Source organism: Hoyosella sp. YIM 151337 (genome assembly GCF_026041215.1).
In the GTDB taxonomy this organism is placed as follows: Bacteria; Actinomycetota; Actinomycetes; order Mycobacteriales; family Mycobacteriaceae; genus Hoyosella.
Genome location: NZ_JAPEIQ010000013.1, coordinates 420,509 through 442,621, shown reverse-complemented (window position 1 = coordinate 442,621; position 22,113 = coordinate 420,509). Strand labels below are relative to the sequence as shown.

Sequence of the window (22,113 nt, the reverse complement as noted above, 5' to 3'; positions counted from 1 at the left end):
CTCCTCACTCTGTTGACTCCCGGACCGCGGCGATCGCGTGAGCAAGAACATCCGCGGTCAGGGAGATTTGCCAAGGTCGCGCCTCACCTTCTTCAAGCAGTTCAATCACCGTGTCACGGGTGACGGGCTCAGGTGGGGTCACGCTCAACCGGCGCACAATATCGGGGGGTAACAGGTTTTCCAGCGGGATGTCCAGTTCGGCGCTGATCTGAGTGAGCGCGGAGCGAGCCTCCGTCAGCCGCAGCGCTGCGTCGGTGCCCGGGCGGGGTCGTGCGCTGCGTGCACTGGGATCTGTGGGGGCGCGCAGCGGTGGCAGTTCCGACGGTGAAAGGGCACGGGTCCGTTCGATTGCGTCGAGCCATTCTCGGGCGCGGCGCCGCTGGCGCGGGCCACCGAACCCGGGAACCGTGCGGAGGTCTGAGGCAGTTCGAGGCCGGCGGATCGCAGCAGCGACGATAGCCGCGTCAGGAAGGATGCGTTTGGGGGCGATGTCTTCCCGTTGTGCGATGGAGTCGCGAGCGAGCCACAGTTCCCGAGCGGTCGCGAGCGCGCGTCTGTCGCGGATGGTGTGGATGTTCGCCGTCCGGCGCCAGCGATCTGGTGACGGTGGCGCAGACGGGCGGGTGCGCACGTACTCGAACTCTTCCGCGGCCCATTCGCTTTTACCCTGGTGCTGCAGTTCGGCGTCGAGCACATCCCGAAGCTCGAGAAGGATCTCGACGTCCAGGGCGGCGTAGTTGAGCCAGGAATGCGGCAGCGGGCGTGTGGACCAATCGGCAGAACCATGCCCTTTGGCGAGCGAGTAACCCAGCAGGCGTTCTGAGATCGCTGCGAGCCCGACGCGTTCGAAGCCTGCTAGACGGCTTGCGAGTTCGGTATCGAAGAGTGCGCGCGGCTCCAGGCCAAGCTCAGCCAGCCCTGGCAGGTCTTGGTCGGCCGCGTGCAGCACCCATTCGAGGGGATTGAGCACTGACGCGAGGGTGCTGAATTCACCGGCGAGGGGGATCGGATCAATCAGGAAAGTGCCGGCGCCGGCACGCCGCAGCTGGATCAGGTACGCGCGCGCTGTATACCGGAATGCGGATGCGCGTTCCGCATCCACCGCTATCGGGCCGCGTCCCGACTGCAGCGCGTGTGCCGCGTCGTCAAGATCGGCGGGCTTTTCGATCAGCGGTGGCAGGCCCTCCCGAGGAGCGAGTAGCGGCACAGGCTCGTGCTCGCTGTGCTCTGAATGCGCCTCGCTCATAACGCGCTAGCGTACGTGACATTCATACGGCAGGCAGGTGACTTGGGCATGGTGGAGGCCATCCCGGGTGTCGGTCACTGTGTGCGAAACCGGCCGTTGATCGAGGTCACCCCGATCGGCGGCAAACCCGCGGCGTACTCGAGCACCTCGCAGAACGCTTCGACCTGCGGTTTGAGGTTCAGTGTCTGCGGTGTCCACGATGCGCGCATCTCGAGCTGGTGTGCTTTAGGCGGCCCCGCGATATCGCCGTAACGTACCGAAGTGGTTGCCGTCACAGTGCCGCCAAGTGCGGTGTATTCGCTGGTACGTGAGTCGAGGGCGTCCCTGAGCCAACTCCACGCCACTTCTGGCAGCAATGGGTCCTCGGCGAGCGCGGCGTCGACGTCCGCCTGAATGTAGGAGACCAGCCGGAAGATGCCATTCCACGCCTCATCGCCGTTAGGGTCGTACAGCAAGATGAGCCGTCCGAACGCGTCGCCTTCGGAGAACTCGCGCACGATGTCGCTGGCCACGTGCTTGACTTCCGCCCCCACCGCGTAGCTGTAGGGCGCAAGCCGCTGCGGGGGCCGGATCGGGCCTACCACTATTTCCGGCCGAACGGATGCGCTCGACATCGATTCAACAGCTGTGCGGAACTGCTCCGGTTCGGAATGATTCCCTGGCGTCGTCACAGCTTCGGACGGTAGTTTGGATCACACTGCGCGTATCGGAGGCGCGCCGACTCCGCGCATCAGCACACAGCATCTGTACTGAATTGAAGTTTTACGGCGGCTTACCCGTTATCTTCTCCGCGGCCGTTTGTGCGACCGCGATGACTATGCGGTGCCGAGGCATGCGAGGATGGAGCCATCATGAGCGCCTCATCGCATAGCAGTCTCGCTTACCCACACCGTCGTGTGCTGACAGATGCGCCCTTCCTGGCGGCTGCCACCGGCCGAAAACCCACCCGGCGACCAGTGTGGTTCATGCGTCAGGCGGGTCGCTCACTCCCCGAATACCGGAAGGTTCGCGCGGACATCGGGATGCTGGAGTCGTGCTTTCGCCCCGAGCTGGTGTGTGAAATCACAATGCAGCCGGTCCGTCGCCATGATGTGGACGCCGCCATTTTGTTTTCCGACATTGTCGTGCCGTTGAAGGCCGCGGGCGTCGACCTGGACATCGTCGCTGGCCGTGGTCCGGTGGTGGCGGAGCCAATCCGGACGGCTGCAGATGTGCGCAACCTGCCGCGGCTGCAGCCAGACGAGGTGGCAGCGGTGGCGGAGGCGATCGCATTGTTGACCGACGAACTCGGTGACGTCCCACTGATTGGTTTCGCTGGTGCCCCCTTCACGCTCGCGTCCTACTTGGTTGAGGGTGGGCCCAGCCGAAACCATGTGCAAACTAAGGCGCTGATGCATTCGGAGCCAGCGGTGTGGCACGAGTTGCTGGGCCGGCTCACCGACATCGCAATAGTGTTCCTCAAGGCTCAGGCGCATGCAGGTGTCGACGCAGTTCAGCTGTTCGACTCCTGGGCAGGCGCGCTTTCGCTTGCGGAATACCGCGAGTACGTCCTGCCGCATTCAACGCGAATCTTCGAGGAACTCGCCGAGGCCGCATTGCCGCGCATCCACTTCGGCCTCGGGACTGGTGAACTGCTCGGTGCTATGTCCGAAGCGGGCGCGGATGTCGTAGGAGTCGACTTCCGGATCCCGCTGGCCGAGGCGGCGCGCCGTGCTGGGCCAGGGAAAGCGCTCCAGGGCAATCTCGATCCTGCGATCTTGTTTGCCGGCTGGCCAGCGATCGAAGCTGAGGTCCGGCGGATCGTCAGGGAAGGCGATGCCGCCCTCGGAAGTGGCGCTACGGGGCACATTTTCAATCTCGGCCACGGCGTACTGCCTGAGACCGATCCCGGTGTGATCACCCGGGTGGTGGAGCTGGTTCATTCGCTGTGACGGATCGCAGTATGAGCCACCGCACCGGGCAGCCCGTGCGTGCCGCTGTGCTCGGCGGCGGGATTTCTGGACTCACCGCCGCATACCGGCTACGCAGAGCGCTGGGAAACGACGCGCAGATCACGCTCTACGAGGGGTCCGCGCGGGTGGGCGGCAAACTGCACACCCAGATCGTCAGCGACTTCGAGGTGGATGTCGGTGCCGAGGCGTTTGTGCGGCGCAGGCCTGAGATGCTGGCGCTCGCTAGTGAGCTGGGGCTCTCCGGTGAACTGGTGGCACCTGGCGGCTACCGGCCGGTGATCTGGTCCCAGGGGGTTGCGCATCCCCTGCCCTCAGGTGCCTTCATGGGCATACCTGCTTCGTCATCGAGTATCGCCGACTTGGGGGGCTTAGTAAGCCGGGCAACCCTTGAGTACGCGGCGGCGGAGGCAGACCGGCCGATCGAATGGTCGGCGGGCACGGACTGCACTCTCGCCGAGCTCGTGGGCGAGCGGTTCGGCCAGGAGGTCGCGCGCAGGTCCGTGGATCCGCTGATCGCGGGTGTCTATGCCGGAGACTCGCGCAGTGTCAGTGTTCGTTCCGCTATTCCCGAGCTCGCGAGAGCGCTCGACATGGGTGCGCCGAGTGTGACAGCAGCGGTTCAGGAGGTGCTGACCGCCGGGTCCGGCGCAGCGTCCGGGCCGGTTTTCGCTACGTTCCGCAACGGCTACAAGACCCTGCTGTCTGCGTTGCTCGAAGCCGCGCGTCCAGACATCCGGAATGGCGCCCCCGCATCGATCGTGCGCGGCGCACAGGCGAACTGGGAGGTGGTGGCGCATGGTTCGTCCACGGCTGCTGACATCGTCATCCTGGCGGTTCCCGCACACGCCCTGAGTCATGCAGTCGCGACGGTCGCACCTGAGGCTGCCTCGGCATCGCGCGAGATACGGCACGCGAGCAGCGCGGTTGTCACTTTCGCCTTTCCCGGCGACGCGGAACTGCCGGAATGGTCGGGTGTTCTCGTCGCGGGCGACGAGGATCTTCACGCGAAAGCGGTGACCTTCACGAGCCGGAAGTGGCCGCACCACGCCGGCCGCGGGCTGTTGCGCGTCTCACTGGGCCGTTTTGGTGATCCGGAACCTGTCACAGACTCGCTCGACGACGTCCTGATCGGCGTCGCCCTTCGCGACCTCAGGCACGTCTCACACATCGTTGCAGAGCCGCGTGCGGCTCGGGTTCAGCGCTGGCCAGACGGGTTGCCGCAGTATGAGTGCGGCCACAGTGCGCGCGTCAACGCAATCGAAGGGGACATCGCACGGCTGCGCGGCGTGGGTGTGGCTGGCTGTTACCTGCACGGCGTTGGCGTGCCCGCCTGCGTCGCGTCCGCGGAGGCGGCCGTCACGAAAGCCCTCGGCGACATGGCAGGATAGGGCCATGGCACGGCTTGACTACAAAGCTCTCAACGACACCATCCGCTACATTATGTTTTCCGTTTTCCAGGTAGAGCCTGGCGTGCTCGGCGAAGAGCGCGATGCGGCTATCGCAGAGTTCGAGGTGTTTCTCAAATCCCTCGAGGACCGTGGAGTTGTGGTTCGGGGCGTCTACGACGTTTCGGGTCTGCGCGCTGACGCGGATTTCATGCTCTGGATGCACGCGGAGCAGGTGGAGGAGTTGCAGGCCGCGTATCAGGAGTTCCGGCGGACTACGGTACTCGGCCGCGCGAGTGCACCGGTGTGGAGCGCGGTCGCCCTGCACCGGCCGGCCGAGTTCAACAAGAGCCACATCCCTGCGTTCCTCGCCGGCGAGGATCCGGGCGCTTACATTTGCGTCTACCCGTTCGTGCGGTCGTACGAGTGGTACTTGCTGCCCGACGATGAACGGCGGAAGATGCTGGCGGATCACGGCAAGGCGGCGCGCGGCTACCCGGACGTGCGCGCGAATACCGTTAGCTCGTTCGCGCTCGGTGACTACGAGTGGATCCTGGCCTTCGAAGCTCCCGAACTGCACCGCATCGTCGACCTGATGCGTGATCTCCGCGCAACAGAGGCCCGGTTGCACGTGCGCGAGGAGATACCGTTCTTCACGGGCCCGCGTGTCGATGCGGCGCAATTGATCGCGGCACTGCCCTGAGGGTCAGTCCTTCAGTCCGAGAGTCCGCCGCATGATGGTGTAGCCATACTCCGGTGCACGACGGGCCGGTGCGGCGGGCGCAACCGCGGTAGCGCCGTCCGCGAGCGCTTTGATGAACGCGTTCACTGCGTCGCCTTGCTGACGCGAGAGCTGCCACGCTTCACGCGGAGGAGTCCAAAGGTAATCGTCATGAGGTGGCGGGAGCTTCGCAACCGACAGTAACTGCGCGAGTGGTATACCGAGTAGCCGGGAGAATGCGCACAGTGTGCGATGCGTCGGCTTGCCGTGCTGGGCCCGCAGATACATGGAAATGGTGGCGATCGACAGCGGCAGTCCATGTGCTTCTGCCATCTGCGAGAGTTTCCTCACCCCCCATCCAGGCGGGATATGGTCCTTCAAGTACCTAGAAAGCTCGCTCATATGCCGGGTTGTCCCAATTCTTCGCGATCAATCGATGCAAACGCCATCGTCGTTCGACGGCAGCTTCGGCATCGACCGACAGTCTCGCGGCACCACGATGATAACGGCTGCCAGGGGAGAGGGGAACGCCGTTAACGCACGCTAGGGCGTTAAGCGCGGGCTTCAGGGACTAAACGTAAGCAAATGGAGTTGATGCAGTAGCGCTGGTCCGTGGGCGTGGGATAACCCTCGCCTTCAAAGACATGGCCGAGGTGGCTGTGGCAGGCAGCGCACAGCACCTCGACGCGTCTCATACCGAGGGACGTGTCTTCACGCAGGACGACAGCTGACGACGAAGCAGGGTCGAAAAACGATGGCCATCCGCAGTGCGACTCGAACTTCTCGGTGCTGCGAAACAGTTCCGCACCGCAGGCCCGGCACTCGTAGATTCCAGCCTGCTTTGTATCGGTGTACTCACCTGTGAAAGGCCGCTCAGTGCCCGCCTGGCGCAGTACAACGTACTCCGCACCCGTGAGGCGCTCGCGCCACTCTGCGTCGGACAGCTGGACTTTGGGGGCCGGCAACTCCTCGGTACTCATGCTTCAACGCTAATAGGTGCATCTCATCGTCGCCACGATTGCTGACGGTCAGACGCGAGTGCTCGCTCCGGCGGGCACGCCACTGGGTGATTCGCGATGCGCTGTGGACGCGCTCGGGCCGGGCTGCTCCGCGTGGAGAGGGACCGGGTGGTCGACGTCGTTACGAAGGTAAGGCGCGTTTATCCCAGAGATCCCCGAGAAACTCGTGTCGAGCGTTCCGGCCCTGCGCGCGTCGAGGTAACGGTTGACCAAAACTGTGCAAATCACTATGAGCAGCAGCGACCAACCGAACGTCGTGCGTAAGAACTGGAAGGCCTCGCCGGTCTGCCGCCAGGGCACCGAATACCACATGTCGAAGGTGAGGAAGCCGTACGCTGCAAGCCACGCAGGCCAGTTCCTGACGACAGAGTGCCGCATCACCACTGTCATCAGCAGTGGGAAAAGCAGCATCGAGTAGTACATCTGACCAAGTGAGCCCAACAGGAACTGCGCGGTGAGAATTACTCCGGACGCGGTGCTGATGAAGAAGAGTTCATCGTTGCGGTAATACCGGTATAGCAGCCACAACGAGACGAGTGTGATTACCGCGAATAGACCGCGCAGCCCGAGTACAAGCCAGTCAGGTAAGCCGTAGTAGACGGCGTTACCCGAAATCGCGCTATTGAAGTAGTCGCGTGACTCAGCCAGGTACGGCACGGTCTCCCGGACGAACCGTCCGGGATCCTTGGACAACGGCCATGCGATCGCCGTGAGGATCACAGGTATCGCGATTGAGGCGACAAACGGCTGCCACTGTTTCTTGATGAACGGGAAAATGAGTAACGGTGCAAGAATCGGCTTAATTGCGATAGTGAGACCCATTGGCACACCCGCCCACCAGAGTCTGCGCTCGAGCAGAAACTTCATGAACAGCACTTGAGCCAGGAAGATGAGCCCGTTGATGTTGGTATAGATGAGCGTATTCGACACTGTCTCGGTCGAGAACATCGCGAAGATCGTGATTGGCATCGCCACTGATCTGATGCCGAATCCGAACATCTTCAGCAGGTAATACGCCGCGATGAGCACGCCGATCGCATTGATGACGATATACAGCCGGCGCGCGAGATCGTAATCAAGGTAGCCCAGCGGCGCGATCATGAGGGTGCCGCTAGGCGGATACAGATAGTGGGGGTGCGTCCAGTTGAAGTTGTCGAGGTATACGTCGGTGTAATTGATGAAGTTCACCGCTGCCGTATAGATCGGCAGGAAGTCGTTCGTCACAGCGCCGTTGAACGCCAGAATGACCGTGCGGTGAATGATCGTCATCACTGCGAGCGGCCACATCACCATCTTGATGATGTCGCCCGTTTGCAAAGGCGTCCTTGACTTCAACTGTGAGGGAAACACGCAGGTAAACTACCCCAAGTCGGGCGGACTTGCGGCGTGCCTCGCCGCAGGTCACATTATGCGGGGCAGGTGTTGTCTGCAGGCAGGGCGCCGGTTGTGATCATCGCGGCAGCGATGTTCGCGCCGCATTCTGAATGCAGCACGACGCCGTGGCCGGTACCTTGCCAGCGCAGCAGGTAAGTCGGCGCGCCGCCAGCTTGCAAGGGTCCGCGCAGGTCAGCGGCAGTACCGTCGCCCACCCACGCGTCATTGGCACCCTCCGCGAGCAGGACAGGCGCACTGATCTCGCTGGGGAGTTCGATCGGATCAAGTGCGGGCCACGCGACACACAACAGCTGTCTCAGCGCGAGTGTTTCGCCGACGTGGGGATAGTCACTATTCCACTGTTCGAGAACCTCGCGGACGTTCTCGGGGACAGCGCGGGTTGTGATGTCGCTGCACCGGCCCACGAATTGGCCATCGTCGCCAGTAAACGCCTGCACTGCGAACGAAAGTTCGACGAGTTCGGCCGGGGATCCGTTTCGCGCCGCCTCGAGCGCGCCGATCAGCCGGTCCATCCGCTCCGTAGCTGTTCCCGCGTTGTCGCCGAGCACTCCCGTGATCGTCGAGACGAGGGCTCCGGGGGTGAGAGGCCACACCTGTCCCTCAGCCGCGCGGGATAGCAGCGCACGAAGCTCAGAAAGCAAGTCTGGCCCCAGCGCGCAATCGATAGCCAGACAGTGCGACGCCAGTACCGTAAGCGCCGCTTCGGCGCCCTGTGCCTGTTGTTCAGCAGTCGTCATCGCTTCTGAGCCAGGAAGGGTAGGTGTTCCGCCGGGCATAGCGGGAACGGAATCAAGGATGAGCCGGGACAGATGCCCAGGGAACATCGAGGCGTAGGCGAGGGCGACGGTCGCACCGTCGCCGATCCCGGCGAGTGCGAGCCGGTCGACGCCCCAGTGCGTACGCAGTGCTTCGAGGTCGGCGGCGGCGTTCGCTGCGCTGAATAGCGTCTCCATGGGATCGATGTGGTCCGTGCAACCGAGTGTCGAGTCGCGGCCCACGGTGGTTGCGGCGTCCACGGGATCGCGCCCCGGTCCAGCCCCCAGATCGAGCTGTTGTTCTTCGATCGCACGCGTGAAGCAACTGACCCGATCTGAAAGACCGGTACCGCGGCGGTCGATCGCGACAATAGGGCGTTCTTCGAGAATCGGCCCCGCAGACGCAGCCATTGCCGCGAGCGCTCGCGAAGAGGGCTGGCTCGTGCCGGTAGTGAGGACCAGCGGTGCCGCACCAGTCGATGTGCCTTCCATTCGCGCCCGCGTGAGCCCGATGTTGAGCCATTCAGCAACCTGGCCACTGGGGTCCGCTGGAACGGTGAAGGACGCACACTCGAGTGTGAGTCCCGGCGTTTCTTCTTGCAGCTCGTAATGGCCGAGCACCGTCGTGGTGCAGTCCTGCCAACCCATTTCGACCTGCGGCACGTCGAGTTCCGGGAGGGCCCCTGCCTCGGTGTCGGGCCCCGGGCCAGCGGGCGGCGGCCCGTAATCGATGGCAACTTCCGGACGGTTCGATGGCGCGGCACCGCACGCTGTTCCCAGTAGGCAGGCTGTCAGCAGAAGAATGAGGACAGCTGCGGCGCGGTTTCGCACCTGCGCGCACTCCTTTCCAGGGTGACTGAGCGGGCTGAACGGGTTCTACCTAGGGGCCGTTGCTTTTGCCCATGTCAGCCTACTGCTGGGTCGCGGACCCACCGTGTGAAGACCGTTCCGTCATCTCCTGACAGGGTATGCGCGAGCCGCATTTTGCGCTGCTGTGCGGCGTTCGCGGAACCAGCTGCGTCACTGACTGCGATACGGCCGGCGGTGCCGGCAGTAAGTACCGGCGCGATACTCAGGCAAAGATCGTCGACGAGGTTGGCGGCGAGCAGGTGGCCGAAGAGGCGCGGTCCCCCTTCACACAGAATCCGCCGCAGCCCACGGCGCTGAAGCGCCGCCATCAGACTGTCGCCGTCAACACCATCCGAACTTCCGGGCTCAGCCTCGATGACGTCGCCCCCGGCGGCGCGCAGAGTCGCCTTCGCGGCGGTGGGGGCGTTCGCAGTTGTCACGATCAGCGGCGCGGCCGTTGTTTCGGCGAACAGGCGCGAATCAGGATCGAGATCGGCGCGTGCGGTGACGACCGCGATCGGCGGATGGGAAGACTGGCCAGCAGCCGCCCGGCGCCTCTGCGCCTCACGTGTGATCACGGCGCCGCCGTAGTTCTCGGTCCGGATTGTGCCTGCACCAACGACGATTACGTCAGCGAGTTCACGGAGAAGGCCGAACAGGTGTTTGTCCGTTTCGCTCGATAATGCCCCGGACGCGCCGCCTGAGGTGACGGCGCCGTCGATGCTGGCGACGAAGTTCATTCGCAGCCAAGGGGACTCAGGGTAGGAATACAGTTCGCGAAGATCAGCATCACTGCAGGTCACTGTGAAATCTGTCGCACATTTGAAATACCGCACGGTGTCTATCTGATCACGCCGATACGATGCACCAATGACTGCGCGCCTGACTGAGCGGAATCCGGTGATCCCAGCCGATCAGTTGGTGGCCCAAATGGTACCGCCACCAATGTTCAACGACGTGAGCTTCGATTCGTACATACCGGATCCGAAAGAACCGTCGCAATCGGCCGCAGTGAACACCGCCCGGGAATTCGCAAACGCAGTTGTCACGCGTAAATCTGGCAAACGCGGGTTATTCAGCCGGAAGCCGAAAAACACGACGGGGCAGGGCCTGTACCTCGACGGGGGTTTCGGGGTGGGTAAAACTCACCTGCTCGCATCGATCTACCACGCGGTTCCCGAGCCGAAGGCATTCGGCACATTCGTCGAACTCACCCACGTTGTGGGGGCCTTGGGTTTTATGAAAGCTGTGGAGGAACTGTCGAGCCACTCGGTGCTGTGCATCGACGAATTCGAACTCGACGATCCCGGTGACACAATGCTCGTTTCCCGCCTGCTAACAGAATTGGCCGCGAGCGGTGTGTCGGTCGTCGCGACATCCAACACTCTGCCTGGGCAGTTGGGGGAGGGACGCTTCGCTGCGCAGGACTTCTTGCGGGAAATCCGGAAACTCGCGTCAGTCTTCCAGACGGTACGGGTGGACGGACCTGACTACCGGCACCGAGATCTTCCGCCCGCCCCAGCGCCCGCAGAGCGTTCAGAGCTTCGCGAGCGCGCGGAGATCACCCCTGATGCGACACTCGACAACTTTGACGAGCTTTGCGCACATCTCGGAAAACTTCACCCATCCCGGTACGGCAAACTTGTCGATGGCGTATCCGCTGTCTTCCTCGAGGACGTGCGCCCCGCCGATGATCAAGCGGTTGCGCTGCGACTGGTGGTCTTGGCGGACCGACTGTACGACGCGAGTATCCCGGTAATCGTCTCCGGCGCGAAGCTCGACGAGATCTTCACCGAGGAAATGCTTGCTGGTGGCTACCGGAAGAAGTACTTGCGGGCCACCTCGCGTTTGCTGGCGCTGTCGCGCTTCGGCGCGGCTACGCGCGCGGGCGCCTAGACGTCCGGTGCGGCGCTGCTGAGGTTCAGCGCGAAAATGAAATCGTGCTCCGTCTGACTGCCGACGGTGAACGTTCGAGTACCCGCGTAAGTGAAACCGCACTTTCGGTAGAAGCGCTGCGCCCGCTCGTTGAGCGAGTTCACCCCGAGCCACAGTGTGCTCGCGCGAGCGTTGCGCGCATGCTGCACTGCCGCACCCATCAACTGAGCCGAGGTTCCTGTCCCGTGGTGGCCGGGCAACACGTAAATCTTGCTCAATTCGAGTGCGAGACCAGGAGGCAGCTCACATTCCGCGTCCGCGGCGGGCGGGCCCGTTTTGATAAGTGTGTAGCCGGTTATCTCCGACTCGGTGCGGGCAACGAACACCGCGCACGCCGGGTCGCTGAGGTATGCGCCGAAATGGGCGGGGGATAGGTTGGATGTTATAAACGCCGCCATGTCTTCGCGGTGACTATGCGGCGGACACGCCAACGGAAACGTGATGGCCGCGACGTAAGCAATTTCAGCGGCATCCAGGGCGGTCGCGCGTTGGATAACAGTTGGTCCGGACGGCGCGGAGACGCTCAGACGGGGGGCTGACGTGCGGGTGTCGGCGGTCTCGGTCACGCCCGCAAATTTACCGGCTTGGCGCGCGGTCTGCTCAAGCCCCGTTCACACGCATATAGATTTCGGTCAGTAGGTCTTCCTCGGAGGTCTGGTCCGGATCACTGACATAGACCTCCCATGCGATCTCACCGGCGGTCAGTCCTTCCTGTGCGATATGGACTTCCATGGCTTCATACGTCTCGCGCAACCGCATGTAGGAGCCGCGGTGCACCGCCTTGAGAGCCTTGCCCGCTGGTGTTTGGCCCGAGCGAACCTCCGGTTCGGAGGACACCGCGCTGTCTGGGGCGACCGGGAACCCGACGTCGACCTTCATCGTCGACCCATCCCAATCTCGGTAGACCGCCAGCGGCGGACCGGCGGGTGCAACTCCGCTGCGATTGATGAATTCACCGATCGCGGCGAAGGCATCACCCATCACGCCGCCGATCTCTTCAGAGTTCATGCTGGAACTGCGGGTGACGTAGAGCATCGGCTGCGCCGTTGTATTCACGATTTCGAACTGCATCGGTATCGTCTCCGGTTCGTGGCGACGTAGCTAGCCGCTGACCTTGTCTTTCATGTGTTCGATAACCAGCGTGTGTTCCCTTTGTGGGCTGAACATGATGATCTCAGCGTCAGAGTCCACTCTCACGTTGTGCCCCGGGGGCCAGTAGAACAGGTCGTCTTTAACGACGGTTTCCTGCTTGCCGCCGATGTCGATGGTGGTGATCTTCCCGGATAACACGAAGCCCCAGTGCGGGCATTGGCAGGCGTTTCCCTCCAAACCCTCAAACAGCGGCGTGGTGTCAACGCCGGCCGAGAGGCTGAAGTACTCGCCGCTGATCATCCCGAGGCCCGACGCGTCACCGAAGTCGGTGTGCTGGCGGGCGACGGCTCCAGGAATTTCCAGCTTGACATCCACGTCTGATTTCGCGATGCGCATGGTGCGTCCTTCGAGGGGTGGGGGCGCGGTTTGCGGGGGTCGAAACCGGTGCCCGCTCTTACCCTACTGCGGTTATCTGTACCCACACAGGCGTTGTCCGACTCTCGGGTTGAGCTGCGTGGTTGTGGGTACTGCAACGGGTATGTCTGGCTGACAGCCAGAGGAAGGAGAGCGCGCGATGACTGACAACGGCGGCGAACGGCTTGATGAAGAACCACAGGAGGAGCGTGGGGAACCAGGTTCGCGAGACAAGGGGACCACCGGGCCCGGCGGCGGGCCGGTAGACCGTCCTGCGGGATCGTTTGACGACAAGGAAATGCAGTCGGCGACCGACGACGAACCGACACAGTGAGGACCCGGACAGGAGTGCAGTCCCGGACGCATTGGGGGCTGCACTCCTGTCCGGGTCCTAGCCCGTTGCGGGCCCCCATCGGGTAACTGGTAAAAGTCATTAAGAGGGTTACACTGAAAGAAGTTGTCCGGAGCGAGCAAGGAGGGTTCGCCGTGAAGCGCACAGCGAAGACCAGGCACCGGGACCACCATGTCGAGGGTCTGCGGGTGCACTATCGCGAAGCGGGGAGGCCGTCATCGACCGCGGTCGTGCTGCTGCACGGCGCGCCCAGCTCGTCGTACTCCTTCCGCGAGGTACTCCCGGCGCTGGGTGAGCATGTTTACGCAGTCGCGCCGGACATCCCTGGCTTCGGGTTCTCCGACGTCCCACCGCTGGGGGAGTATCAGTACACCTACGACGGTCTTTCCCGTGTGATCGAGGCTTGGCTCGACGACCTCGGTGTCACCAGATACGTGTTGTTCGTGACGGACTACAGCACGCCGGTGGGCTACTACATGGCCACACGACACCCAGAACGCGTGCTGGGGCTGGTAGTGCAGAACGGCAATGCGCACGAAGCTGGCTTGGGTGCGGCGTGGGACTCCGCTCGCCGGTTCTGGGCAGACCCGACAGCGGAGAACAAGGCAGCGTTGCCTGAGTGGCTCACTTTCGAGGGCACGCGAGATACCTACCTCGCGGGGTTGCCAGCGGAGGTGGCGGAACTGCATCCAGCGGAGTCGTGGCATCTGGACTGGGAGCATTTGTCACGGCCAGGGAGCATCGACGTGTACTTTCAGTTCTTCGTCAACTACCGCGACCACGTCGCCCGCTTCGGGGAGATTGCCGACTACCACGCCAAACACCAGCCGCCATGCATGGTGCTGTGGGGCCGCCACGATCCAGCCTTCGACATTGCCGAAGTCCTTGCTTACCACGACGTGCTCACGACCTTTGAGGCGCACATCTTCGACGCCGGGCACTTCTTGATGGAGACCCACGCAGCGGAGGTCTCCGCCCTGCTAGTCGCCTTTAGTCTCGACGCCCTCGACCGCGCGAGGGCTGCCGCGTGACCGCACTCGCGTTACTGGCCGCACCTCCGAGGCCGACTGCGTGGAGCGGTTTCGAGGCAGACCTGGGCGGGCGAGGCGCCGGACGCTGCCCGCTGTCATGACAAACTCCACCGAGTGGCTCGAGGACCACTTCATCGCCGGGAACCTCGCACTGGATTTCGCGAACACCGTTTATCGCCGATGGCCAGAAATTGGCACCGACCTGTTCACCGACACCGACGCGCTCGCCGCCTGGCTGACCCGAACGCGACTGCTCCAGGACGCCCCCCGCGTTAGTGTGACCGAGGGTAACCTCGAAGAGGCTCGCACGCTGCGCACGCTGCTGTGGACCGTCTTTGATGCACACAGGGACAGGCGCACAATCCCAGCCGATGCCTTCGCAGGCTTGCTGGATATCGCCCGGCGCTCCATTGCTGACGTGGCCATTCATGCTGACGGCTGCATCAGCTCGCACGACCCGCGCGGGGCCCTCACAGTCGTGGCGCTGAGCGGGCTCACGCTTGTGCTCGACCCGCCGCCGCAGGGCGTGCGCGCCTGCGACCGTTGCGGCTGGTTCTTCATCGACTCCTCCCGTGGTCGCCGGCGGCGCTGGTGCAGCATGAAGACTTGCGGTAACCAGGCCAAAGCCGCTCGTTACCGCTCCTCCCACCTGTGACGAGCGCGCCAGGTTCGGCGTGTGCTGCGGCAGCTGTCAGCGATTCCCATCCTGTCCGCCCGGAACAAGCTGCTCGATGATGTGGACTGCGAATGCCTGCGCCGCCGGTCCTTCTGTTGCAACCTCAGGCACTTCATCGGCGGCGATGCGCTGCAGCTGGAGCCAGCCCAGGTAGGTGGCGTACGCCAGAACCGCCTGGAGCCTGGCGGTTTCAGGCGGGAGGCCGAGGTCGGTGTATCCGCGAGTCAGGATGTCTATCCGCCGCGCGTTCACCCGCTGGATAACTGCTGCGACTGCGGGATCCTCCGGCTGCGCATAAATCGCCGGTTCGAGGTTCGGGATGCTCGTGTCATTGACGTCGGCCAGTGCAATGAGGAAGCCGGTGCGCATCCTTTCCACGGGGTCTGCGATCTCGGCCATTGACCGTTCGACGCGTCCGGTCTCCATTTCCTCCCATGCGACCATCGATTTCTCGATGAGGTCGCAGCGGTCCTTGAAGTGCCAGTAGAAGGAGCCTCGGGTCGCGCCGAGCTCGGTCGCAAGGTTGTCTACCGCGACTGAGGACACCCCGCCTCGCGCGATTGCGCGCAGCGCCGCATCGATCCACATCTGCTTGGTCCACTTGCCCTTCGCCACATCCATACACTACTGTATTGAATATCCATACAGTAGTGTATGGATGCCAGTTATTGCCGATGCGCAATGGGGGCGATCGCATGATCAGAATCGCGTCGTGGCTCATGGTGGTGTATGCATCCGCGCACACCGTCGGCGCGTTCGTCGTCGAGGACGCTGCTCGTCACGTTCCTGCGTGGTTTAGCGGGCAGTTGTGGGGTGAAGATTTCTCCAACATGAGCCCAGCGGGGAGTGCCCTGTGGCTGACTCTGGCCAGCTTCGCTCCACCGCTATTCATCCTCGGACTGCTCCTGCTGTGGCTTCATCGGCGGCGTATCACCCCGCCTGCCTTCGTCGCCTGGATGCTGGGGGGCCTGACGATGATGGATGGAATCATTAATCCCTACACTCCGTGGCCGATTCTCCTGCTCGCCAGCGTTCTGTTGCTGATAGGGATCCGGCGGGAGAAACGCGAGAACAACAGCGTGACTGACGCTTCGCGTCTAGGTAACTACCCTGCCGCGTGACGCCTGCGGGTCTGAGGTCAACTGGCGTGCAACCTAAGCCCGGCCTAGTTGCGCGCCTGTTGCACAAATGAGGAAACCCCAGGTAAGAAATATGCTCTTACCTGGGGTTACTATGGTGCGCGATACTGGGATTGAACCAGTGACCTCTTCCGTGTCAGGGAAGCGCTCTCCCACTGAGCTAATCGCGCGTGAACCTCGTAAAGAGGTGGAGACGGGAATCGAACCCGTGTACACGGCTTTGCAGGCCGTTGCCTCGCCACTCGGCCACTCCACCGTAGGGGGTCAAGCCCAACCTCTTGAGCGGATGACGGGATTCGAACCCGCGACCCTCACCTTGGCAAGGTGATGCGCTACCAGCTGCGCTACATCCGCACGCTCCGTGCCTCCCGGTGTTCCGTTCGGCGGTGCGGTTGAGAACATTAGCTCACGAGCGCCGTCAAAGACAAATCCCCATGGTGGCGGCGGCGTGTTAGGCGGTCTGGGGAGCTGCCCGCGATGATGTTGGAGACCCGGTGGCCGACGTGCTATCGTTTCGACCGCATCGGCGCTGCATTGCCGTGCGGCTGGTCCCGTAGCTCAGTGGGAGAGCGTTCCGTTCACACCGGAAAGGTCGCTGGTTCAATCCCAGTCGGGACCACACAGCTAGTTCTGGCATGTCTGATGCTCCCAAGCATTTTCACCGCGTCGTGATCGTGCGGTTGTACTCCAGCGCGATATCGATCCAGAAGGACAACTGGTCGCTTGTAGCGAGGGAACTGGCGTCGATCGCAATCCAGCCGGCGCCCATGTCACGTTCCGCGCCCATCTGCGCCTGGCTCGCCCCAGGGAGCGTGACGAGTTCATCGTGACGCGCAGCGTCGACGCGGACCAGCAGGTCGCCGTCCCGCAAAGCGCTGGCGACAATCTTGCCGTTAACCATGAATGAGCGGCCTCCGAACATCGCCACCTCGCGAGCACCGGATAGCCGCGCACGCAGGCGCTCGGTCAGCTCGGCTTGCCGCGACATCTCGACCTCCCCTCACTTTCGCTAGTAAGGAGTCGTCCTTATGACTCTCTTCCTTCCCAGCGTAGGGTGCTGGACACTAGCCGATGGTGCACCGCGGCGGCAGAATGGTTGCCATGATCCCCGTGTCACCGTTCGGTGAGTGGTGTTCCGCTGACTCTGAGCCCGCACGAAAGCCGGAGCATGTGGCGAATGTCTAACGGTCCTGATCGGGAACTCGCGGTCGAACCTGCCGCATCTGCGGGGCCCTCCCGGCGATCAGGGGAGGCCCGTGGCACCCCGAAGTTCTTCGATCACGCGGTGTTCCACCAGTTGCGGTGGATGCGGAGTTTCGTGAAACGGCATCCGCTGTCGGCGCGGGCGTACCGAATCACTATTGGTCTTGTGGGCACGGCAGTCGTGATCATCGGAGTGATCCTTATTCCTTACCCCGGCCCAGGCTGGCTCGTCGTGTTTACGGGATTGGGTATCCTTTCCACGGAGTTCGCCTGGGCTCGGCGGGTCCTCAAGTACGGGTTGTCTCGCTACCACGCGGTGCGCGGATGGTATTCGCGTCAGCACGTCATGGTCCGTCTCCTGGGTGTACTTGGCACGGTCATAATTACTGCGGCAACTCTGTGGTTCTTCGGAGTCCTGGGGTTCGTCGCAGGGTGGTTCGGAATTGACTGGCCGTGGCTAGAGGGTGTTTTGATGTAACCCCTGGGAAGACAGCCCAGTGACGCCCGCAAGAGAGATGTCAATCGAGATACTCACAGGTAACTCGTGTCCGCGCAGATGAGGAGATTCGCACCGTGACCACGTCCGTAACTCGTTCCCAGGCCCAGCGCGTGATCGTGCCGGCCGGGACGACGGCCGGGCGGGCCGTGTTTGACGCCGGTCTGCCAACGAAAGGTGCGGACGGAATCGTCGTCGTGCGCGACGCAGCCGGTAATTTGCGTGACCTGTCGTGGACTCCTGACGAGACCGCCGGTGTCGAAGCCGTCGCCGCGAACACCGAGGACGGGCGCAGCGTGATCCGTCATTCCTGCGCTCATGTTCTCGCGCAGGCAGTCCAGCAGGAGTTTCCGGAGGCGAAGCTGGGGATCGGGCCACCGATCAAGGACGGCTTCTACTACGACTTCCGTGTCGGTCGTCCCTTCACTCCAGAGGATCTGAGCCGCCTCGAATCGCGGATGAAGAAAATCATCAAACAGTCACAGCGATTCTCTCGGCGCATTGTGGAGTCCGTTGAGGCGGCCCGCGAGGAACTAGCGAATGAGCCCTTCAAGCTGGAATTGATCGACGACAAGTCCGGTGCCGATGATCCTGAAGTCATGGAGGTCGGCGGTTCCGAGCTGACCATCTACGATAACGTCGATGCGCGCAGCGGGGACCGTGTGTGGGGTGATCTCTGCCGCGGGCCGCACATTCCCACAACGAAACACATACCGGCGTTCAAGCTCACTCGCAGTTCAGCTGCATACTGGCGCGGCGACCAGAGTCGTGAAGATCTGCAGCGGATTTACGGCACCGCCTGGGAATCGCAGGAAGCGCTGGACCATCATCTCGAGATGCTCGCAGAGGCAGAGCGGCGCGACCACCGGCGTGTCGGTGCGGAACTCGACTTGTTCAGTTTCCCGCACGAACTCGGTTCCGGGCTGCCCGTTTTCCATCCGAAGGGCGGAATCATCCGCAAGGAGATGGAAGATTACTCCCGACAGCGGCATATCGAAGCCGGCTATGAGTTCGTGTACTCGCCCCACATCACCAAAGGCGACTTGTACGAGACGTCCGGCCACCTGGAGTGGTACAAGGATGGCATGTTCCCGGCGATGCATATCGATGCCGAGTACGACGAGGACGGCACGCTGCGCAAACCGGGACAGGACTACTACCTGAAGCCCATGAACTGCCCGATGCACAATCTGATCTTCGGGTCGCGGGCGCGTTCGTACCGGGAACTCCCGCTACGGATGTTCGAGTTCGGGTCGGTATACCGCTATGAACGTTCCGGCGTCGTCCACGGCCTTACCCGGGTGCGTGGCATGACCCAGGACGACGCGCACATTTACTGCACGAAGGAGCAGATGCGCGATGAGCTCGCAAGCATCCTCCAGTTCGTGCTCGACTTGCTGAAAGACTATGGTCTCGACGACTTCTACCTCGAACTGTCGACTAAGGATGAGGTGAAGTTCGTCGGATCCGAAGAGGTTTGGGACGAAGCCACACGCACGCTCGCTGAAGTGGGCGAGGCTTCGGGTCTCGAACTAGTCCCAGATCCCGGTGGTGCGGCGTTCTATGGGCCCAAGATTTCCGTGCAGGCAAAGGATGCACTTGGCCGAACCTGGCAGATGTCGACCATCCAGCTGGATTTCAACCTCCCAGAACGGTTCAACCTGGAGTACACCGGTCCCGACGGCAGCCGGCAGCGTCCTGTGATGATTCACCGCGCGCTTTTCGGATCGATCGAACGGTTCTTCGGAGTGCTCACTGAGCATTACGCGGGAATGTTCCCTGCGTGGCTCGCGCCGATTCAGGTGATGGCGATTCCGGTTGCAGAGAAGCACGAAGAGCACCTGTTCAGTGTGGTTAGCCAGCTCAAAGCCGCAGGCATTCGCTCCGAAGTGGATGTGAGCGACGAGCGCATGCAGAAGAAGATCCGGAACCATACCACCGGCAAGGTTCCCTTTATGCTGCTGGCCGGCGATCGGGATGTCGAGGCAGGAGCGGTGAGCTTCCGGTTCCACGACGGAACGCAACTCAACGGTGTGCCCGTAGCACAAGCCATCACGACGATCACCGGCTGGGTTCGCGGGCGGATCAATGCTGCGCCGACAGCGGAGACACTTGAGGTGGACGGGGCACACTGACGGTGGACAATGACCGGCTTGTCGACTCCGGCGTCGGCACCCCAGATCGTCTCCAGCGAATTTGGACGCCGCACCGGATGTCGTACATCGCGGACGCCTCAGTGCCAGAAAAAGACGAGGGCTGCCCGCTGTGCCGTATTCCGCAGCTGAGCGACGAGGAAGGCCTCGTAATCGCGCGGGGCCGCACGGTCTACGCGGTGCTGAACCTCTACCCTTACAACCCTGGACATCTGATGATCGTCCCGTATCGGCATGTGGCTGACCTCACTGAGCTGGACGACGGCGAAAGCGCCGAACTCACCGAATTCACGCAGCAAGCGCTTCGGGTGATCCGTGGGGTTTCGCAGCCGCATGGTTTCAACGTCGGTCTCAACCTCGGTGGTGCGGCGGGAGGATCATTGTCCGCGCACCTGCATCAGCATCTGGTGCCGCGGTGGGTCGGCGACGCGAACTTCATCACTGTCACTGGGGAGACGAAAGTGCTGCCGCAGTTGTTGCGTGAGACGCGCACACTGTTATCGCTCGCCTGGGACGCTGCCCCCGCAAAGGGTGACTGACGAGACAAGCACGCCGACCTGCCGCGCTTAGCGGGCACTCCGGCTATAGGCTCTCGGTAACGTTTCTCTACAACACCACGGAAAAGGGCTGTCATGCTGAGCGTTTTCGGGCGACCTTCGGTGTCGAAGGTTACCGCGCCGGTCGGGAAGGCGCTTGTCCGTGCCGGAATTAGCCCTGATGCCGTGACGGTCGCGGGAACGACCGCGACGGTGGCCGCCGCACTCGCGCTGTTCACCACCGACCACCTCTTCTGGGGTGCTGTGGTCATCGCGCTGTTCGTGCTGTTCGATCTCGTTGACGGCGCAATGGCACGGGCCCGCGGCGGCGGCACACAGTTCGGGGCGGTCCTCGACGCGACATGTGACCGAATCGCGGACGGCGCGATCTTCGCCGCGCTCGTCTGGTGGGCGATGTACCACGAAGGGTCGGGCCCGCTCGTCATTGCAACGCTCATCTGTCTCGTCGCGTCGCAGGTGATCTCTTACGCCAAAGCTCGTGCGGAAGCCAGCGGCCTGCGGGCAGACGGAGGTCTGATTGAACGGTCAGACCGTCTCGTAGTGGTGCTACTCGGCGCGGGCTTCACCGGTATCGGTGTGGGGTGGGCAATTCACGTCGCGATGTGGCTGCTCGCGGCCGGGAGTGTCGTCACGGTCGTGCAGCGAGTCGTTGCAGTGCGCCGCTCACCGGGGGCGATGACCATCATCAGAGACGCTGAGCTTGACGCGGACGAGACACCGGAGGGCACATGAAGCAATCGGCATTGCTGGCTGGCAACGCGTCAGACCTCGCGTACGCAGCCGGCTGGCGTGTTGTGCGCGCGCTGCCGGAGCCGGTTGCAGCGGGTGCGTTCAACATGGGCGCGGACTATGCGTCACGTGCGGGCGGCCCGGCACAGCTGCGCCGCAACCTTGCGCGAGTCCTCGGCGTACACCCGATGGCAGTGCCTGACGTGCTGATGCGCGCAGCAGTACGTTCCTATGCGCGTTACTGGCGGGAGGCGTTCCGCTTGCCCTCAATGGACCTAGGTGCCGTCGCGCATGCGATTGACCACAGTGTGGCAGGCCGTGAGCACTTCGTTGACCCGCACGCGGAGGGCCGCGGAGTGGTGCTTGCCCTCCCGCATAGCGGCAATTGGGACCTTGCCGGTGTGTGGCTGGTGCACCAGCTGGGCAAGTTCTCGACTGTCGCAGAGCGGCTCAAGCCTGAGTCGCTATATCAGCGTTTCGTGGCATACCGGGAATCGCTGGGCTTCGAGATCTTCCCGGCAAGCGGGGGAGAGCAGCCGCCGTTCAGTGTGCTCAAGCAGCGTCTCGAGGCCGGAAAAGTCGTGTGCCTGCTTGCTGACCGCGATCTCACGGCTGCAGGAGTGCCGGTCGATTTCTTCGGTGAGCGCACCAGCTTTCCTGCGGGCCCGGCAAAACTGGCGGCGGAGACGGGTGCGGCCCTGGTTCCGGTGCACTGCTGGTTCACCGCTCGTGCGTGGGGCTTCAAAGCGGAGCCGGAAATTAGCCTTCAACAGGGAATTGAAGCCGCCACGCAGGAACTTGCGGATGTCTTCTCGCTGAATATCGTCCGGCACCCAGCCGATTGGCACATGCTGCAGCCGCTGTGGTGGAGTGACCTGTCGCCCGAGCGGCTCGCACGGATGGGAGTGCCAAGCCGGGCCATGGGCTGACCCGCACGTACAGGCCGGGCGCGGTGTGGCCCCGGCAGTCCCTGCAGGACTGGCCACGATGGGGTGGCCGTGGTGGGCTCGATGC

The 22,113-nt window shown here is 63.0% G+C and carries 25 protein-coding genes and 4 tRNA genes; 14 read left to right on the top strand and 15 right to left on the bottom strand.

Translation table 11 applies throughout. The annotated features are described in order from the left end of the window. Nucleotides 1–4: 4 nt before the first annotated feature. Together ONR57_RS08255 and ONR57_RS08250 are read right to left on the bottom strand one after the other, a co-directional pair. Nucleotides 5–1,246, bottom strand: a complete 1,242-nt coding sequence (locus ONR57_RS08255; protein ID WP_265122674.1) for an HRDC domain-containing protein — start codon at nucleotides 1,244–1,246, stop codon at nucleotides 5–7. Between the two features lie 74 nt (nucleotides 1,247–1,320). Beyond that, the gene (locus ONR57_RS08250) at nucleotides 1,321–1,917 is read right to left on the bottom strand and encodes a DUF3000 domain-containing protein (RefSeq protein ID WP_265122672.1); all 597 of its coding nucleotides are present in this window, start codon (nucleotides 1,915–1,917) and stop codon (nucleotides 1,321–1,323) included. A gap of 180 nt (nucleotides 1,918–2,097) precedes the next feature. Between ONR57_RS08250 and hemE the strand changes: the two genes are divergently transcribed. From hemE to hemQ, 3 genes are read left to right on the top strand one after another with little or no spacing between them, the layout of a single operon-like run. Beyond that, nucleotides 2,098–3,177 (top strand): uroporphyrinogen decarboxylase, encoded by a 1,080-nt coding sequence (gene hemE, locus ONR57_RS08245; RefSeq protein ID WP_265122670.1) that lies wholly within the window; start codon nucleotides 2,098–2,100, stop codon nucleotides 3,175–3,177. Between the two features lie 11 nt (nucleotides 3,178–3,188). Beyond that, a complete protein-coding gene (gene hemG, locus ONR57_RS08240; protein WP_265122668.1) occupies nucleotides 3,189–4,586 on the top strand; it encodes a protoporphyrinogen oxidase in 1,398 nt (465 codons plus the stop codon). Nucleotides 4,587–4,590: 4 nt separating this feature from the next. Further along, nucleotides 4,591–5,286: a hydrogen peroxide-dependent heme synthase gene (gene hemQ / locus ONR57_RS08235; RefSeq protein ID WP_265122666.1), complete on the top strand. Its 696-nt coding sequence runs from the start codon at nucleotides 4,591–4,593 to the stop codon at nucleotides 5,284–5,286. A gap of 3 nt (nucleotides 5,287–5,289) precedes the next feature. On the opposite strand, the gene ONR57_RS08230 is transcribed toward hemQ, so the two are convergent. The 5 genes from ONR57_RS08230 to ONR57_RS08210 form a co-directional block, all read right to left on the bottom strand. Continuing rightward, nucleotides 5,290–5,637, bottom strand: coding sequence for a hypothetical protein (locus ONR57_RS08230; protein WP_265122664.1), 348 nt, complete (start codon nucleotides 5,635–5,637; stop codon nucleotides 5,290–5,292). 218 nt (nucleotides 5,638–5,855) lie between these two features. Then, a complete protein-coding gene (gene msrB, locus ONR57_RS08225) occupies nucleotides 5,856–6,284 on the bottom strand; it encodes a peptide-methionine (R)-S-oxide reductase MsrB (RefSeq protein WP_265122662.1) in 429 nt (142 codons plus the stop codon). Between the two features lie 48 nt (nucleotides 6,285–6,332). Beyond that, nucleotides 6,333–7,616, bottom strand: a complete 1,284-nt coding sequence (locus ONR57_RS08220; RefSeq protein ID WP_374116419.1) for a glycosyltransferase family 87 protein — start codon at nucleotides 7,614–7,616, stop codon at nucleotides 6,333–6,335. 113 nt (nucleotides 7,617–7,729) lie between these two features. After that, a complete protein-coding gene (locus ONR57_RS08215) occupies nucleotides 7,730–9,304 on the bottom strand; it encodes an alpha/beta hydrolase (RefSeq protein ID WP_265122659.1) in 1,575 nt (524 codons plus the stop codon). A 74-nt stretch (nucleotides 9,305–9,378) separates the two neighbouring features. Further along, nucleotides 9,379–10,125 (bottom strand): pyrimidine reductase family protein, encoded by a 747-nt coding sequence (locus tag ONR57_RS08210; protein WP_265122658.1) that lies wholly within the window; start codon nucleotides 10,123–10,125, stop codon nucleotides 9,379–9,381. 67 nt (nucleotides 10,126–10,192) lie between these two features. Between ONR57_RS08210 and zapE the strand changes: the two genes are divergently transcribed. Further along, nucleotides 10,193–11,218, top strand: a complete 1,026-nt coding sequence (gene zapE / locus ONR57_RS08205) for a cell division protein ZapE (RefSeq protein ID WP_265122657.1) — start codon at nucleotides 10,193–10,195, stop codon at nucleotides 11,216–11,218. On the opposite strand, the gene ONR57_RS08200 is transcribed toward zapE, so the two are convergent. From ONR57_RS08200 to ONR57_RS08190, 3 genes are read right to left on the bottom strand one after another with little or no spacing between them, the layout of a single operon-like run. Further along, nucleotides 11,215–11,823, bottom strand: coding sequence for a GNAT family N-acetyltransferase (locus ONR57_RS08200; RefSeq protein ID WP_265122656.1), 609 nt, complete (start codon nucleotides 11,821–11,823; stop codon nucleotides 11,215–11,217). The genes zapE and ONR57_RS08200 overlap by 4 nt on opposite strands. A gap of 34 nt (nucleotides 11,824–11,857) precedes the next feature. Continuing rightward, complete coding sequence (locus ONR57_RS08195; RefSeq protein ID WP_265122655.1) at nucleotides 11,858–12,328, bottom strand: GyrI-like domain-containing protein; 471 nt, start codon at nucleotides 12,326–12,328, stop codon at nucleotides 11,858–11,860. Nucleotides 12,329–12,358: 30 nt separating this feature from the next. Next, complete coding sequence (locus ONR57_RS08190) at nucleotides 12,359–12,745, bottom strand: cupin domain-containing protein (protein WP_265122654.1); 387 nt, start codon at nucleotides 12,743–12,745, stop codon at nucleotides 12,359–12,361. 178 nt (nucleotides 12,746–12,923) lie between these two features. Between ONR57_RS08190 and ONR57_RS08185 the strand changes: the two genes are divergently transcribed. The 3 genes from ONR57_RS08185 to ONR57_RS08175 all read left to right on the top strand — a co-directional run bounded on the left by ONR57_RS08185 (nucleotide 12,924) and on the right by ONR57_RS08175 (nucleotide 14,801). After that, a complete protein-coding gene (locus tag ONR57_RS08185; protein ID WP_265122653.1) occupies nucleotides 12,924–13,097 on the top strand; it encodes a hypothetical protein in 174 nt (57 codons plus the stop codon). A gap of 152 nt (nucleotides 13,098–13,249) precedes the next feature. After that, nucleotides 13,250–14,146, top strand: coding sequence for an alpha/beta fold hydrolase (locus ONR57_RS08180; protein ID WP_265122652.1), 897 nt, complete (start codon nucleotides 13,250–13,252; stop codon nucleotides 14,144–14,146). 97 nt (nucleotides 14,147–14,243) lie between these two features. Further along, nucleotides 14,244–14,801 (top strand): ABATE domain-containing protein, encoded by a 558-nt coding sequence (locus ONR57_RS08175; RefSeq protein ID WP_265122651.1) that lies wholly within the window; start codon nucleotides 14,244–14,246, stop codon nucleotides 14,799–14,801. Between the two features lie 36 nt (nucleotides 14,802–14,837). On the opposite strand, the gene ONR57_RS08170 is transcribed toward ONR57_RS08175, so the two are convergent. After that, entirely contained in the window at nucleotides 14,838–15,437 is a 600-nt protein-coding gene (locus tag ONR57_RS08170) for a TetR/AcrR family transcriptional regulator (RefSeq protein WP_265122650.1), read from the bottom strand. 80 nt (nucleotides 15,438–15,517) lie between these two features. Here ONR57_RS08170 and ONR57_RS08165 point away from each other — a divergent pair, with 80 nt between their 5' ends. Beyond that, on the top strand, nucleotides 15,518–15,943 hold the full coding sequence (locus ONR57_RS08165) for a DUF6463 family protein (RefSeq protein WP_265122649.1): 426 nt from the start codon (nucleotides 15,518–15,520) through the stop codon (nucleotides 15,941–15,943). 113 nt (nucleotides 15,944–16,056) lie between these two features. Here the strand turns inward: ONR57_RS08165 and ONR57_RS08160 are convergent. The 3 genes from ONR57_RS08160 to ONR57_RS08150 all read right to left on the bottom strand — a co-directional run bounded on the left by ONR57_RS08160 (nucleotide 16,057) and on the right by ONR57_RS08150 (nucleotide 16,315). Further along, nucleotides 16,057–16,131, bottom strand: a tRNA-Val gene (locus ONR57_RS08160). A 15-nt stretch (nucleotides 16,132–16,146) separates the two neighbouring features. Then, a tRNA-Cys gene (locus ONR57_RS08155) sits at nucleotides 16,147–16,217 on the bottom strand. Between the two features lie 25 nt (nucleotides 16,218–16,242). Further along, nucleotides 16,243–16,315, bottom strand: a tRNA-Gly gene (locus ONR57_RS08150). 193 nt (nucleotides 16,316–16,508) lie between these two features. On the opposite strand from ONR57_RS08150, the gene ONR57_RS08145 reads away from it, so the two are divergent. Next, nucleotides 16,509–16,580 (top strand) — tRNA-Val (locus tag ONR57_RS08145). Between the two features lie 39 nt (nucleotides 16,581–16,619). Here ONR57_RS08145 and ONR57_RS08140 read toward each other — a convergent pair. Next, entirely contained in the window at nucleotides 16,620–16,949 is a 330-nt protein-coding gene (locus ONR57_RS08140) for a TfoX/Sxy family protein (RefSeq protein WP_265122648.1), read from the bottom strand. A gap of 189 nt (nucleotides 16,950–17,138) precedes the next feature. Between ONR57_RS08140 and ONR57_RS08135 the strand changes: the two genes are divergently transcribed. The 5 genes from ONR57_RS08135 (at nucleotide 17,139) to ONR57_RS08115 (ending at nucleotide 22,028) form a co-directional block, all read left to right on the top strand. Beyond that, nucleotides 17,139–17,642, top strand: coding sequence for a TIGR02611 family protein (locus tag ONR57_RS08135; RefSeq protein ID WP_265122647.1), 504 nt, complete (start codon nucleotides 17,139–17,141; stop codon nucleotides 17,640–17,642). A 95-nt stretch (nucleotides 17,643–17,737) separates the two neighbouring features. Further along, a complete protein-coding gene (gene thrS / locus ONR57_RS08130) occupies nucleotides 17,738–19,795 on the top strand; it encodes a threonine--tRNA ligase (RefSeq protein WP_265122646.1) in 2,058 nt (685 codons plus the stop codon). Further along, nucleotides 19,792–20,352 carry an HIT domain-containing protein gene (locus tag ONR57_RS08125; RefSeq protein ID WP_279347623.1) on the top strand — a complete coding sequence of 187 codons (561 nt, stop codon included), beginning with the start codon at nucleotides 19,792–19,794 and terminating at the stop codon, nucleotides 20,350–20,352. Before thrS ends, ONR57_RS08125 begins: the two co-directional genes overlap by 4 nt. A 93-nt stretch (nucleotides 20,353–20,445) precedes the next feature. After that, nucleotides 20,446–21,102, top strand: coding sequence for a phosphatidylinositol phosphate synthase (pgsA, locus tag ONR57_RS08120; RefSeq protein WP_265122644.1), 657 nt, complete (start codon nucleotides 20,446–20,448; stop codon nucleotides 21,100–21,102). Then, the gene (locus tag ONR57_RS08115; protein ID WP_265122643.1) at nucleotides 21,099–22,028 is read left to right on the top strand and encodes a phosphatidylinositol mannoside acyltransferase; all 930 of its coding nucleotides are present in this window, start codon (nucleotides 21,099–21,101) and stop codon (nucleotides 22,026–22,028) included. Before pgsA ends, ONR57_RS08115 begins: the two co-directional genes overlap by 4 nt. Nucleotides 22,029–22,113: the final 85 nt, after the last annotated feature.